Annotated in this window: 10 protein-coding genes and 1 pseudogene; 5 read left to right on the top strand and 6 right to left on the bottom strand. The window is 59.1% G+C overall.

Going from position 1 to position 13,469, the window contains the following annotated elements:
• Positions 1 to 100: 100 nt before the first annotated feature.
• From C4334_RS13370 to C4334_RS13385, 4 genes and pseudogenes are all read left to right on the top strand, one after another.
• Positions 101 to 442: pseudogene (locus C4334_RS13370) on the top strand (SMP-30/gluconolactonase/LRE family protein); the annotation flags it as partial.
• Positions 443 to 607: 165 nt separating this feature from the next.
• On the top strand, positions 608 to 3,058 hold the full coding sequence (locus tag C4334_RS13375) for an alpha/beta hydrolase family protein (RefSeq protein WP_352432592.1): 2,451 nt from the start codon (positions 608 to 610) through the stop codon (positions 3,056 to 3,058).
• Between the two features lie 62 nt (positions 3,059 to 3,120).
• Positions 3,121 to 5,328, top strand: a complete 2,208-nt coding sequence (locus C4334_RS13380) for a S9 family peptidase (protein WP_352432593.1) — start codon at positions 3,121 to 3,123, stop codon at positions 5,326 to 5,328.
• 28 nt (positions 5,329 to 5,356) lie between these two features.
• A complete protein-coding gene (locus C4334_RS13385) occupies positions 5,357 to 6,763 on the top strand; it encodes a sodium:solute symporter family protein (RefSeq protein ID WP_352432594.1) in 1,407 nt (468 codons plus the stop codon).
• A 59-nt stretch (positions 6,764 to 6,822) separates the two neighbouring features.
• Here the strand turns inward: C4334_RS13385 and C4334_RS13390 are convergent, their stop codons facing one another.
• Positions 6,823 to 7,716, bottom strand: a complete 894-nt coding sequence (locus C4334_RS13390; RefSeq protein ID WP_352432595.1) for a M15 family metallopeptidase — start codon at positions 7,714 to 7,716, stop codon at positions 6,823 to 6,825.
• A gap of 746 nt (positions 7,717 to 8,462) precedes the next feature.
• On the opposite strand from C4334_RS13390, the gene C4334_RS13395 reads away from it, so the two are divergent.
• Entirely contained in the window at positions 8,463 to 9,218 is a 756-nt protein-coding gene (locus C4334_RS13395) for a M48 family metallopeptidase (protein WP_352432596.1), read from the top strand.
• 59 nt (positions 9,219 to 9,277) lie between these two features.
• On the opposite strand, the gene C4334_RS13400 is transcribed toward C4334_RS13395, so the two are convergent.
• From C4334_RS13400 to C4334_RS13420, 5 genes are all read right to left on the bottom strand, one after another.
• Entirely contained in the window at positions 9,278 to 9,490 is a 213-nt protein-coding gene (locus C4334_RS13400) for a hypothetical protein (RefSeq protein WP_352432597.1), read from the bottom strand.
• Positions 9,472 to 10,041: a YkgJ family cysteine cluster protein gene (locus C4334_RS13405; RefSeq protein ID WP_352432598.1), complete on the bottom strand. Its 570-nt coding sequence runs from the start codon at positions 10,039 to 10,041 to the stop codon at positions 9,472 to 9,474. The genes C4334_RS13400 and C4334_RS13405 overlap by 19 nt, the downstream gene beginning before the upstream one ends.
• A gap of 30 nt (positions 10,042 to 10,071) precedes the next feature.
• Positions 10,072 to 12,090 (bottom strand): aminopeptidase P N-terminal domain-containing protein, encoded by a 2,019-nt coding sequence (locus tag C4334_RS13410; protein WP_352432599.1) that lies wholly within the window; start codon positions 12,088 to 12,090, stop codon positions 10,072 to 10,074.
• Positions 12,091 to 12,685: 595 nt separating this feature from the next.
• Positions 12,686 to 12,898, bottom strand: coding sequence for a hypothetical protein (locus tag C4334_RS13415; protein WP_352432600.1), 213 nt, complete (start codon positions 12,896 to 12,898; stop codon positions 12,686 to 12,688).
• Between the two features lie 147 nt (positions 12,899 to 13,045).
• Positions 13,046 to 13,405, bottom strand: coding sequence for a hypothetical protein (locus tag C4334_RS13420; protein ID WP_352432601.1), 360 nt, complete (start codon positions 13,403 to 13,405; stop codon positions 13,046 to 13,048).
• Positions 13,406 to 13,469 lie beyond the last annotated feature (64 nt).

Raw genomic sequence — 13,469 nt, forward strand, 5'->3', positions numbered from 1 at the left:
CCCCGCCTTCATGTAAGGCGTGTGAAAGGAGGCAAGGCGGCGCTCCTCCCCATGCTTGAAGGCAGGGGTCTCCGCGCCGTCGTGATCCGATGAGCGAAAGCTCTATGTTTCCGACTCGGCTGAAGGGCACATACGCGTCTTCGAGGTTCTTCCCGATGGTTCAATCGGCAATGGTCGAATCTTCGCCGTCTTGCCGGGGAGCGGCGAAGCGGGCGTGCCTGATGGTCTGAAGGTCGATGAACGCGGCGACCTCTATTGCACCGGGCCGCGCGGCGTGTGGATTTTTACGCCACAGGGACAGCGCATCGGAGTGATCGAAACGCCTGAGATTCCGGCAAATATCGCCTGGGGCGATGATGACCGACGCACGCTCTACATCACGGCGCGGACCGGAGTCTATCGCATACGACTGCGATTAGCAGGAGCCAAACTTGGGCGCTGATCGTGCGCCGAGGCAAGGTTTAGGGTCGGTTGCCGCTATCTTCTGCCGTGAGAGCTTCGAACTCAATTCGACGCCCAACGCCATCTTCTGCTCCCGGCAGTTTTTGTGCTATTTTCTCTCATCGGTCCATCTTGCTCGACGAGTTTCACCGAGGAAACAAAAAAGATGACAATTCCGCCCGTGCCCCGCAAGCTTGCGGCGCCGCTCGTGATCTTCTATCTTTGCGCTCTGCCTGCGCTGGCGCAGACGGGTTACAAAAAACCGCCGCAGCCGATCCTCGATGTGCTGAACGCGCCTCTTCCGCCTGCCGTTTTCGTCGGTCCGACGCGCGAGTTCGTCATCATCGCGCAAGCGTTGCGCTACCCGCCGCTTTCAGAGCTGGCGCAGCCGATGTTGCGCTTGGCTGGATTGCGCGTTAATCCACAGAACAACGGTCCGCATCGCGCGCCCTACTTTGTGCGTTTCATCGTGAAGCGCGTGGAAAGCGGTGAGGAGAAGATGCTCGATCTCCCGCTGAACGCCAAACTCGGCGTGCCGATTTGGAGCCCCGACGGACGACGCTTCGCTTTTACGAACACCACCAGCGATCGAATAGAACTGTGGGTTGTGGAGACAGCAACAGGGCGCGCACGTCGTCTGGAGGGCGTGCGCATCAATGCTGTTTATGGCGACCCTGTACAATGGATGCCCGACGGGCGCACGCTGCTTGTGCAACTGGTCCCGTCCGAGCGTGGGCCAGTGCCAGCACCGCCAGTGGTGCCGCCAGAGCCGACTGCCATGGAGAGCGCTGGACGGCAAGCGCCCGCGCGCACCTTCCAAGACCTTCTGCGCTCGCCACACGACGAGCGACTCTTCGAATACTACGCGACAGCGCAGCTCGCCGCGGTCGATGCCGAAACCGGTAGGACAACGCCGCTCGGCGCTCCTGCCATTTTCGAGTTGGTTGATCCTTCTCCCGACGGCAAACGCATTCTCATCGCGCGCATTCAGCGGCCATTTTCATATCTTCTCCCCATCAGCTATTTCCCGAAGGAAGTGGAAGTCTGGTCCAGTCAAGGTCGCATGGTTTACAAGCTAGCGAGTCTTCCTTTGGCTGACGCTATTCCGATCGAAGGCGTGCGCACTGGACCGCGCGATTACAAGTGGCGCCCGGATGAACCGGCAACGCTCGTTTGGGCCGAAGCGCTCGACGAGGGTGATCCGCGACGACGAGTCACACATCGTGATCGCATTTTGATGCTCCGCGCTCCGTTCAATGCGCCACCGACGGAGATCTTTCGCACGCAACACAGATACGTCGGGAGCCAGTGGCTCGAAAGCGGCGGTCTGGCGCTGATCTCAGACTATGACCGTGATCGGCGGTTTCGTCGCGCCTTTCTCGTCAGCGCAGATCGTCCCGCAGAGGCGCGTGTGCTTTGGTCGCTCAACGTCAACGATCGTTACAACGATCCGGGTGCGCCCGTCACGCGCGCTTTGCCGACAGGGCACAATGCCATCATCGTTCATCGCGGCGCGATCTATCTTGCCGGGCAGGGAGCTTCGCCCGAAGGCGATCGCCCCTTCTTGGATCGTGTTGATTTGACGAGCTTGAAGAAGGAGCGGCTCTTTCGCAGCGATGCGCAGAGCTACGAAAGCTTCGTCGCCTTGCTCAGCGACGATGGGACGCGATTCATCACGCGGCGCGAATCTCCTACGGATCCCCCAAACTTCTTCGTGCGTCGGCGCGATGAACGCGGCGTTCAAGAGAATTTGCAACCGTTGACCTCTTTCGCTGACCCGACGCCGCAGTTGCGCGCCATCCGAAAGCAACTGGTCACATACAAACGCGCCGATGGCGTGCAATGTTCTTTCACGCTCTACCTGCCGCCAGATTACAAGGAAGGAACCCGCTTGCCAACGGTCGTGTGGGCGTATCCGCTGGAGTACACCGATCAGACGACGGCGAGCCAAATCACCGGCTCCACTCAACGCTGGACCACGTTTGTGGGTGCATCGCACCTGTTCTTCGTGCTGGCCGGTTATGCCGTGCTCGACAACGCGACCATGCCGGTCGTCGGCGATCCCGAAACGGTCAACAATACGTTCATCGAACAGATTGTGATGAGCGCCAAGGCGGCGATCGACAAAGCCGTCGAAATGGGCGTCACCGATCCAGAACGAGTCGGCGTCGGCGGCCACTCTTACGGCGCTTTCATGACGGCCAATCTGCTGGCCCACTCGGATCTGTTTCGCGCCGGCATCGCGCGTAGCGGGGCCTACAACCGCACGCTTACTCCCTTCGGCTTTCAAAACGAAAGGCGCACGCTATGGGAAGCGCCTGATCTTTACGTTCGCGTCTCGCCTTTCATGTACGCGCATAAGATCAACGAACCCTTGTTGCTCATTCACGGCGAGGCGGACAATAACCCGGGCACCTTCCCCATGCAATCCGAGCGGATGTATCAAGCCATACGCGGCACCGGCGGGACGGTTCGCTTCGTGATGTTGCCGCTCGAATCGCACGGCTATGAGGCGCGCGAATCGATCGAACACGCGCTCTACGAAATGATCTCGTGGTTCGATCGGTTCGTGAAGAACGCGCCGCCGCGCGGCGCGCGCGAAAAGGCGGCACGTTGACGCTTTCGTCACAGCTAAGAATTGGAGAGTCGCAGTTGGCTTCACGAAGGAGGGAAGAGCGCGTGATCTTTCGGACGAGGCTTTACATCTTCGCTTTCTCTTTGTCGATCGTCGCTTTCAGCGCGCGAGCGCAAGAGCGCCTGCTTACCGTTGACGACATCTACGACCCGGTTAAGCGCATCAATTTCAACGGTTCGCCGCCGCTCAACCTCACGTGGCTGGAAGACGGCGAGCACTACCTACAGCCCGAATCGGCGAAGGAAGGAACGACGCGCATCTGGAAAGTGCGCGCCGCTACGGGAGAACGAGAACTCTTCTTCGACGGTGCCAAGATGGAGTCGGCGCTTCGTCGCGTTCCCGGCATCGACGCTGACGGAGCGCGTCGCCTGTCGTCGCAAACCTCCTACAACTTCAACCCGACGCGCACTGCCGTGCTGCTCAATTACGCCAACGATCTCTTCTATTACGAACTCGGCAGCGACCGCGTCGTGCGTTTGACTGCCACTCCCGAAGAGGAAACGGAGGCTACATTCAGCCCCGATGGGCAACTCGTCGCCTTCGTGCGCGCCGCAAACCTTTATGTCGTCGAGCTTGCGACGGGACGCGAGCGAGCGCTCACCACCGACGGCAGCGATGATCTGCTCAACGGAAGGCTCGATTGGGTTTACGAAGAGGAACTTTATGGGCGCGGCAACAGGCGCGGCTATTGGTGGAGTCCGGATTCGACGCGCATCGCCTATTTGCAGTTGGATGAGCGGCGCGTCCCGCAGTTCACGGTGGTGGACCACCTCCCGCGCCTTCAAGCGCTGGAGCAGACGCACTACCCGCTCGCTGGCGACCCCAATCCGCTCGTCAAGCTCGGCATCGTGAGCGTCGCTGGCGGCCCGACTCGCTGGGCCGATTTGGCTTCGTATGTGCCGGAAGATCTGCTCATTTCGCGCGTCGCTTGGTCGCCCGATGGGCAGCGCGTCGTCTTCCAAGCGCAAAACCGCGAGCAGACTTTCCTCGATCTGAACGCTGCCGAAGCGGAGACGGGGCGAACGACGCGCCTTTTTCGCGAACAGACGCGCGCGTGGGTCGAAGCGGTTGACAACCCGTACTGGCTCCGCGATGGCACTTTCTTGTGGCGCAGCGAACGAAACGGCTGGATGCATCTTTATCATTACGCGTCCGACGGTAAGCTGATCCGTCAAGTGACGAACGGCGACTGGGAAGTGCGCGATCTGTACGGCGTTGATGAGAAAGCGGGCTGGGTCTATTTTGCCGCCACCGAACACAGCCATATCGCCGAACACGTCTATCGCGTCAGGCTCGACGCGAGCCGCATGATGCGGCTGACGCAGACCGAAGGGTGGCATCGCGCCGTGTTCAATCCGCAATACGCTCGTTTCATCGATTACTGGAGCGATGTGCAGACGCCGACGCAAGTGCGCCTGCTCGATGCGGAAGGGAAATTGGTGCGCGTCATCGATGAAAATCGCGTCGAAGCGTTACGGCAGTTCAAACTCGGGAAACCAGAGTTCTTGCAGGTCAAAACGCGCGATGGATTCATCATGGAAGCGATGATGATCAAACCGCCCGATTTCGATCCGAACAGAAAATATCCGGTGATGAGCTATACTTACTCCGGACCACATGCGCCTTCGGTGCGCAATGTATGGGGCGGGTCAACCTACATGTGGCACCAATCGCTAGCCCAGCGAGGTTACATCATCTGGATCTGCGATAATCGCACGGCGAGCGGCAAAGGTGCCCAATCGGCGTGGGCGGCTTATGGTAACTTCGGGGAGCTGGAGCTGAGGGATCTGGAGGACGGCATCGCTTATCTGCGCAACCTGCCTTACGTCGACGCTTCGCGCATCGGTCTGTGGGGATGGAGCTTCGGCGGCTATATGACGAGCTACGCTTTGACGCACAGCCAGAGCTTTCGCATCGGCATCGCCGGCGCGCCCGTGACGGATTGGCGCCTGTATGATTCGATCTACACGGAGCGTTATATGCGTATGCCGCAGAACAACCCCGACGGTTATCAACGTAGTTCGGTCATACGTGCGGCCTCGAACCTACACGGCAAGCTCCTCCTGATCCATGGGACGATCGACGATAACGTCCATTTGCAGAACAGCATCCAGTTCATCCATGAACTGCAGGGGGCTGGCAAGCAGTTCCAGTTGATGCTCTACCCGAAATCGCGTCACGGCGTTACCGATCCGCTCTTGGTGAAGCACCTGCGCCAGATGATGACCGATTTCATTCTCGCGAATCTGTAGAGCCTCGAACCTTACGGCGGAGCCGAAAATGAACAGCGCTTATTTCTGGACCATCGTCGTTTATCTCATCTTTTTGGTCGGCATCGGCGCGATCCGCAGTCGCGGCGTCGAACGGCAAGAGGATTTTTCGGTTGCTGGACGCCAGCTCGGAACGTTCGTCCTCTTCGGGACGATGCTTGCGACGTGGATCGGCACTGGGTCGATCTTCGGCAACGCTGGCAAAGTGTACGAAGTAGGCATTGCGGCATGGATCTTGCCGCTCGGCGCGCTCGTCGGCATCGGCGCTCTCTCGTTCTTGGCGGCGCGCGCACGTCGTTTCGAGGCCATCACCGTACAAGACATTCTGGAGACGCGATACAACAAATGGGCGCGCATTCTCGGCGTCATTGCGCTTGTGATGACTGCCGTGACCATCGTCTCTTACCAGTATCGCGCGGCAGCCGCGGTGATCAATCTGACGATGCCTTCTTTGGACTTTCGCCTCGCCGTGATCATCGTTGCCGCATTCATCATCGTCTACACGGCGCTGGCCGGCATGTTCTCGGTCGCCTACACGGATGTGGCGATGGGGGTGACGATGATCGTCGGTCTTCTCATCACATTGCCTTATCTCTGGTCCACCGCCGGAGGGTATCAGGGGATTGCGGCCAGTTTGCCGCCCGATCATTTGAAGTTGATCGGACCGATCGGTTGGGTGCAAGCGCTCGGTTATATCCTGCCGCCAGGGCTTCTCGTGCTCGGCGACGCGAACATGTACCAGCGCTTTTTCTCAGCGCAAACGGAAGGCAAGGCGCGGGCGGCGACTTTATGGTTGCTCGTCGGCGTCGCCTACATGGAGTGGATGATTATCCTGACAGCGTGGGTCGCCTCGGCGCTCGAATGGCGCGGCGGCGAGTTGGCTCAGCCGGGACGTGTCATCGCTTACGTCGCGCGCGACCATCTCCCCGTCTGGCTCGGCGCGTTGGTCATGACGACGATCATGGCGATCATCATGTCAACCGCAATCTCCTATCTTTTGGTCCCGGCCACTGCGTTGATCCGTGACATCTATCAACGTTTCATCAATCCACAGGCGAGCGAAAAGAGGTTGGTCTGGTTGTTGCGCGCAACTGTGGTTGCGCTCGGCGCGGTCGCTTACGTGATCTCGACCTACTCGGATAAGTTCCTCGAGGTCGCGCTTCGCGCCTACACGATCTACGGTACAGGCGTGACGCCCTCGCTGGTCGCCGCCTTCATTTGGCCACGTGCGACGGCGGCGGGAGCCGTCGCTTCCATCGTCACCGGGATCGCCACGACGCTCATCTGGGAATTCGGCGGGTTAGGGGCGCAGACCGGGATCGATCCGGTCATCCCAGCGATCATCCTCTCCGTTTTAGCGCTCGTTTTGATCTCGCTCTTCGGTTCATCCCAAAAGGACGGTCGAAGCTCGAATTGAACTGGGATCGACCGACAAGTTAAGGCTCTCGACTCGTTTAACGATGCGCCCTGAGCGCGTCAACGCGCGGTCAACTTGTTCGCCGAAGCGGTCGTGAGTTCCGGGCGATACTCCCAGTGCCAAGGTTCGTAAAAGTACGGGACGAACCCGAAACGACGCGCATTGCGGACCAACCAGCGATAGATAGGCGTTTGCGTTTGCATGGCGCGATTGACGTCATCCGTATCAACAGGGGCGCCGCCGACATATAGGTCGAGCGCCCGCCCGGTGAAATGCGGGCTGTTGATGGCCAGCCCGATTCTTCCGGAACGTGGAGACATACGTCGAAGCCTTTCTTGATACTCGCGCGAACGGAAAGCGGAGATGATCTTCAGGTATCTTCTCGATTGATCGCGCGCCAACCCAGAACTCGGATCGGCGAGCGCCGCCGCGAACATGCGTTTGTAGGCGTCATAAGCCTCCTTCTCGACGCGGCGCAGTTCATCAGGTCTATCTGGATCGAAGAAGTCCGATGGCGGGGCGACGACGAGCTGATCTAGCGGCGGTTCCTGTCGATCTCTGATCCTTTCCTCCTGCCAAGATGAGATCAGCGCGTGAACCGTCTCCTCGTCTAACACGCCGGTTCGCGGCAGTCCGACGCGCGCTTGCCAAGCGGAGAGCGCACCTGCAAACTCCACTGTCGCGGCGCTGCTCTCGCATCCGATCGTTTGCGCGATAAGCGGAACGTAGATTTCCACGCCGCGGTGCATGCGTCCGCCGAAGTTCCAGATCAGTTCGCGCGCGAGCGAGGCGTTCTTTTCAGCCGCGGTAGCCAGCAAAGCGCGAAGCGCACGCGACGCATCTTCGTTGACAACCGTCGCTTCGACGGTCGGAGAGATCGGACCGGATGGGCCTTTCAATTGTTGGCCCGGGAGAGCGAAAACGAGAAGCACGATGGCGAAAAGCCTGTTCATTCGTCTATCGCTGAATCTTGAAAAGCTTCCGTAGTCGGGGACTGATCGCCCTCCGAATCCACGCGCCCTAGGTTCGTGGTCCAGAGGAGCAAGGGCGCGCGAAAGATATTAACTTCTCAACCCACCTATCTTCAACCGAAGAACTGCCTCTCCCGCTGATCTTCAACCGGGGAGCTTTCCATCGTTTCAGGGTGCACCCGCTTCATGTAATCTCCGGCAGGTTCGAAGCGTGAAGCGCCGCAAAAGGATAGGGCGTTGCATTGCTCTCCGCCGACCGCTTCTCTTCGTAGCCAAATAGGTATTTGAGATCGTTCGGAAGAGGAAACGCTTGCCGCGTGCGTTACGTCCGATAGCAGGCTTGACGGGGTCAACGGCGAGTTCGAGGGTCAGTTATCGCTTCCGGGCGGCCCCCGCTTTCTACATAGGCCGCGCCCCATGGCGAATTCGATGGAACGTTTGAAGCGTTGTTTCGAGTTGATCATCTGCGCGTCCGTTTCGCGTCGGGACGCAATCGCATGCAGAGGTGAACTTTTTCGGGCGCAAATCGCCTCTTTTCGTGCAAACACGGGCGTTGAAGGTCTTGCTCTCTCCCCGAATAGGGGCACGACCGGGGAGAGGAACGTTGCAGTGGTGTTGTTCGGCGCGTGAACTTCGCTTGCGACCGCGAAGCGCGCCGATTTTTGGCACGCGATTTTCATGCACTGAAACCAAACCAACCGAAAAAGCGGCGAAGAGGGGGAAGGATCATGATGGCGAAGGGTGTTGTTAAAATATGTGCGATCATTACGATGGTTCTCGCGCTCGGCGCTGCGCCCGTGCTGATGACAGAGGCGAGCGCACAGACGCGGCTCCGCCCCGGGTTCAACCTCTTCTCCCTGCGCGACGACGTCGAAATCGGGCGGCAGTCGGCGATGCAGATCGAGCGCCAGTACCGAACATATGAGGACCCGCGTGTGACGCGGATTGGGAAACGGCTGGCAGCGCGTTCTTCGATGCCGGGGCTTCCTTGGCGCTTTCGCGTGATAGATCGCTCCGATGTCAATGCGTTTGCGCTTCCCGGCGGTTACGTCTACGTGACCAGCGGATTGCTGCGTGCGGTGAGAAGCGAGGACGAACTGGCCGGGGTCCTCGCGCACGAGATCATGCACGTTACGTTGCGACATGGCACGAACCAAGCTTCCAAGGCGATGCTCGCGCAAGCGCCGTTGCAAATCTTGAGCAACCAACTCGGCAGCGGCTTGGGTGCTACCTTGGCGCGGTTTGGCATAGGTCTCGGACTCAATTCGCTCTTTCTACGTTACAGTCGCGAAGCCGAAACGCAAGCTGACGTCGGCGCAGTGCAGTTGATGCGTCGAGCGGGTTACAATCCGTATGGTTTGGCGAACTTCATGCGAACCATGCGCGGCGGCGGCGGTTTCTTCTCGGACCACCCGAGCCCTGCCAACCGCGTGGAGCGCATTGAAGAGGAGATCAGATTGACTGGTGGTGCTCGCCGTCGTTGAAGATACTGGAAGGATGTTTGTCGAACGCGCTCTGACTGCTAGAGCGCGTTTCCCATTTTTCAAGAGAAAGACTGGTCTTGAATGATGCGGTAAAGCGCTGAGGCGATTTCGGCGTCGACGACGATGCCGGCGAGCACCAAGCTGTTCGACCCCGTGGCAGCGAACAGATGCGCACGTAGCGCCCCGTTTTCGGTTTCGAATTGCACTTTCACGATTTTGTCGAGATCAACGTACGCACTCCCTTCCTTGCTGGCTACGGGGACCCATTGCATGGCTGCTTCTCCTCACGTATCTGGGTGTTTGTTTCAAACGCCTTGTTCGAGCCGAAAAGCTCACGGAGACGCACCCTGTTCATCTTCCCGCCGCCGAAAAGCGCCTGCAGTTTTGCTAGTTGGCTTTCCGCCGGGCCGATGGTCCAGCAATCATTCTCCGAAAGCTGTTCGATCGCTTCTCCGTCGTCATTAAGTGGGCATATGTCGCGCAACTCGAAGATTTGACCATCAGCCGCTTCCTCCAACCAGCGAAGCGGCAGCCCCTGCGTGCGACAGACGTATGGCCGATCTTGGTAGATGCGACACGCACCGTCGGCGTCGAGAAAGGCGCATCTGCCACTTGGATGCGGCGCTTGCGAGCGGAGCAAAACGCTGTGGCGGCGACGTATGTTCTCCGCTTCGATTTCGAAAACGGTCAGATCATCCACGCAGCAGGCGCAACACCCGCGCTTGCAGTTCAACCTCGCGGCATGTCTTTCAACGAGGCGTTCGACGCTGCGATCAATTTGGGCGTAAAGACGCGCCAGCTCAAGCAAAGCGCTTTCCTTCACCCTTTTCCCTTTATCACTGGACACGATCGTTCAATCGAGCGAGCACGCTCCTGGCCCGCGTGGGTCGCCACAAGTTCTGCACGGACCGATCGCTCCTTTGAAGTCCACATCGCTCTTGGCAACGGAGAATACCGACAATTGCTTTTCGACCTCTTCGCTGTGGCAGCTAGGACATTCGACGCGACTCGTCGTCGTCACGATCTTCTCGAATTTATCGCCGCAGTGTCGGCAAACGTACTCGAAGATCGGCATCGCTTCTCTTGATCTCCTTTGCCTAAATCTTCTTCCAGCATCGGACGGAGTCGAACTTTCGACGACCGCGATAGCTGGTGCGAAGATAGATTCTGCACGTTGATAGGGGTCGGAATCAAATCGGGATGCGGCGCCAATGGAAGCTGACCGCAGACCTCCCGCGCGGATGGCGCGCGCTTTGGCGATGAAACCTTCGATTTCGGCGGTAGTGCGCGGCAGGGCGGCGGAAAGGTTCTTGAATCCGTTCTCGGTGACGAGCACGTCGTCTTCAATGCGCACGCCGATGCCCTTGTACTTCTCGAACGCCGGGCGCACCGTTTGGCGAAATCGCCGGTACTCTTCCGTGTCCGGCAGATTGTCGAGCGCATCTTCGCGAATGTATATGCCGGGTTCGACGGTGAAGACCATGCCCGGAGCAAGCTTCGCTCCGGGAAGATCAACGTCATGAACGTTCATGCCGAGCATGTGTGACGTGCCGTGCATGAACCAGATGGCGTATTGATCGGAATTCTTGTCGGTGATCAATCCCAAGCGAAGCAAGCCGTCTTTGATCTTCTCCACGGCTGCGGCGTGAACTTCTGACAGCGTGGCTCCAGGGCGCACAGCGCGCATTGCCGCTTCTTGGGAAGCGAGCACGAGGTTGTAAATCTCAGCTTGTGCGGGCGTGAATTTGCCGCTGACGGGAAAAGTGCGCGTGATGTCAGCCGAGTAGTGTTCGTACTCGGCTCCGACGTCCATGAGCAGCAGGGAGTCCGGTTTGATCGGCCCGCGCGCCTCTTCGTAATGCAACGTGGTTGCGTTCGGGCCGCAGCCGACGATCGACGGGTAGCCCCAGAACGCATTCCGGCGGCGGAAGACGTATTCGACTTCCGCCCTCACTTCATACTCCCACTGCGCCTCGGAGGCCATCGCCATGGCGCGTTGCAGCGCTTCAATGGTGATGTCAATAGCATGTTGCATCAATTGCAGTTCCATGGGCGATTTCACCACACGCATCTCAGTGAAGATGGGCCATGCACTGCGAACGGCGTAACCATTGGCTCCTTGCGCCCAGTGCGCGGCGAAGCGTTGTTCTTGGCGGAACTCACGGCTCTCACCGCCATCGCGCACCTCGCGGTCGAAAGGGAGAAGAAGGTGGATGACAGCTTGGTTGTTGCGCGCGGCAGTGAAAAGGGTTTCATATCCCGTAGCCGCGGAAGCGGGGAGCGGCGGGCTGGTGGAAGCGATTTGCGTCGGCGTCACGTTTGCGGAAGGAGCGCGACCCATCAATTGCGCCCCCTCTCTGGGTGTGTAGGGTTGACGCAGACGCAGCGCGCGCATGAACGGCTCGAATTCGCGTGCATCCCAAATCTCGCTGATGCCGGAGATGCGCTGTGCATCTTCCGCGCTGTACATCCGTCCGGTCCAAGTTTCAAGTCGCGGATCACGACGCGGTAGAAAGAGGATCTCAGGAAAGCGCGGATTGCCGGGCATCAAAACGAGCTTGATTCCGCGTTGGTTCAAGTGCGTAAGGTAGAAAAGGTTGTTCTCTTGTCTGTATTCGTAATCAACGTCGTTGGAATAGACGCGCGGCTCGGCGCTGAACAAAACCAGAACCGCTTGCGGCCCGATCCGTTCTGCGACGCGCGCGCGTCGGCGAGCAAGCTCGGCTCGTCGCACTTCGTCTGGAATGAGCGGGGCCGCTGGTGCCGTGCGGATGGTTCCGTTCGGCGGTTGCTCGAAACGCAACGCATGGACAGGCAAGAGCGAAGAAAAGAGCGCGAAGATGACGAGGCACCAAAGATAATTTCGCTTCATTGAAGGTCCTCTCCGAAACCGAACTCTGGCATACAGCATAGCCTGTTCGACGGGCCGAAAGCTAGCGCGCCGGTCGGCGCCTTTTCGCGTTCAATTCTCCTTGTCTAACTCCGGGGGCTCTCTTCGCGGAAAGCGGCTCGAAAAGTTGGCGATCTTCTTCGCGTTCCATCGAATCGCGGCGGCGCTTGCCGATCCCTGCCAAAAGATTGGGGGAGGAGCGCCGCGCGTGTGCCCTTTCGTCAGACATGGTGTGCTGGTATTAGCGACTAAGCGCCACGGGCGAATCCTGCGCGAGCCGTATACAGTTTGCTCTATCCGGTGTGGCCGTTGTCAACCAGCTCAACAGATTGCGTCTCTCGCTTTGCGAGGCGGGCCCCGCGGCCCCGAAAACTGGAAAGGCAAGCCCTTAGCTCGCGGGTAGTTAACCGCTTGTTGTTCGATGTGCGCTGGCGGTCGCTGATCTTTAGCCCGAAATCGCGCGTCGTGCGATTGCCGAAGAAATCTTCGGCGACGATGCGTAAAAGGTATTTGCCTGCCGGCAAAGTCGTCGCGTCGAGGAGATCTTCGCGCGCCTCTCCATCACGCACGATGCTCGTCACTTGATAAGCGAAGACCGTTTCACCACCGTACCGGCGTTGCTCCCTTGGGCGTAAGCGATCTGAACAGCGCGCGCGTCACGGGGCAGAACGTCGAAGGCGATGTTCGTCAACGGTTGCGCGAAACCATCTGCTGGCTCAGCAGCTCGATCAATGAGTTGATAGCTCAAACGGTAGATGCCGAGTCTGCGGCGCGCAGCGTTGTCGTCCATCTGATCGAAACATTCAACGACGATGCGCAGTCGTTCTGGCGGAATCGAAGGCGCGTTTTGTCCATTTGCCGAGCCGAAATCGGTGAGCGCGATCTCTTCTCCCGATAATCGAACCGCGCGCGCAAGATGATCGGCGGACGCTCGTCCCTATATACTAGGAAATTCGACGACCGAAAAGGCGTTCGCTTCCGCTCCGACCGGACCGGCGATCAGGTGGACGTGATACTGCTCGTTGAGCGTTCCGAGCGCTTCGCCTTCTGCAAACGTCGTCCCGCGCGGCACGCGCAATCCGATTAGTTCCCCACGTTCGTCGCGTTGGAAGATGAAGCGATCGTCCGCGAACGGATGGTTTTGGCGATCGCGCCCGACGCGCAGGTGAACGTAGCCGAAAAACGGCAAGCGAATGCGTTCGCGTGACGTGCCGAAGCCTTGAACGGCGAAGGGGAGAAGCACACGTTCCGTGCGCAAGGCGCGTACCGTTTCGCCGAATGCACCGGGAACATCCACACCGTTATGTGTAATCGGTCAATACATCTGAGACTCCGTGGGGGCCAACTCACCTCTCAACTTA

This window comes from Pyrinomonas sp. (assembly GCF_040289685.1).
In the GTDB taxonomy this organism is placed as follows: Bacteria; Acidobacteriota; Blastocatellia; order Pyrinomonadales; family Pyrinomonadaceae; genus Pyrinomonas.

Excerpts from the sequence above, each read along its gene's own strand:
- C4334_RS13400 (WP_352432597.1), bottom strand. The coding sequence starts at position 9,490 with ATGCAATGGGTCCCCGTAGCCAGCAAGGAAGGGAGTGCGTACGTTGAT.
- C4334_RS13415 (WP_352432600.1), bottom strand. The coding sequence starts at position 12,898 with ATGGACGACAACGCTGCGCGCCGCAGACTCGGCATCTACCGTTTGAGC.
- C4334_RS13390 (WP_352432595.1), bottom strand. The coding sequence starts at position 7,716 with ATGAACAGGCTTTTCGCCATCGTGCTTCTCGTTTTCGCTCTCCCGGGC.
- C4334_RS13395 (WP_352432596.1), top strand. The coding sequence starts at position 8,463 with ATGATGGCGAAGGGTGTTGTTAAAATATGTGCGATCATTACGATGGTT.
- C4334_RS13385 (WP_352432594.1), top strand. The coding sequence starts at position 5,357 with ATGAACAGCGCTTATTTCTGGACCATCGTCGTTTATCTCATCTTTTTG.
- C4334_RS13410 (WP_352432599.1), bottom strand. The coding sequence starts at position 12,090 with ATGAAGCGAAATTATCTTTGGTGCCTCGTCATCTTCGCGCTCTTTTCT.
- C4334_RS13375 (WP_352432592.1), top strand. The coding sequence starts at position 608 with ATGACAATTCCGCCCGTGCCCCGCAAGCTTGCGGCGCCGCTCGTGATC.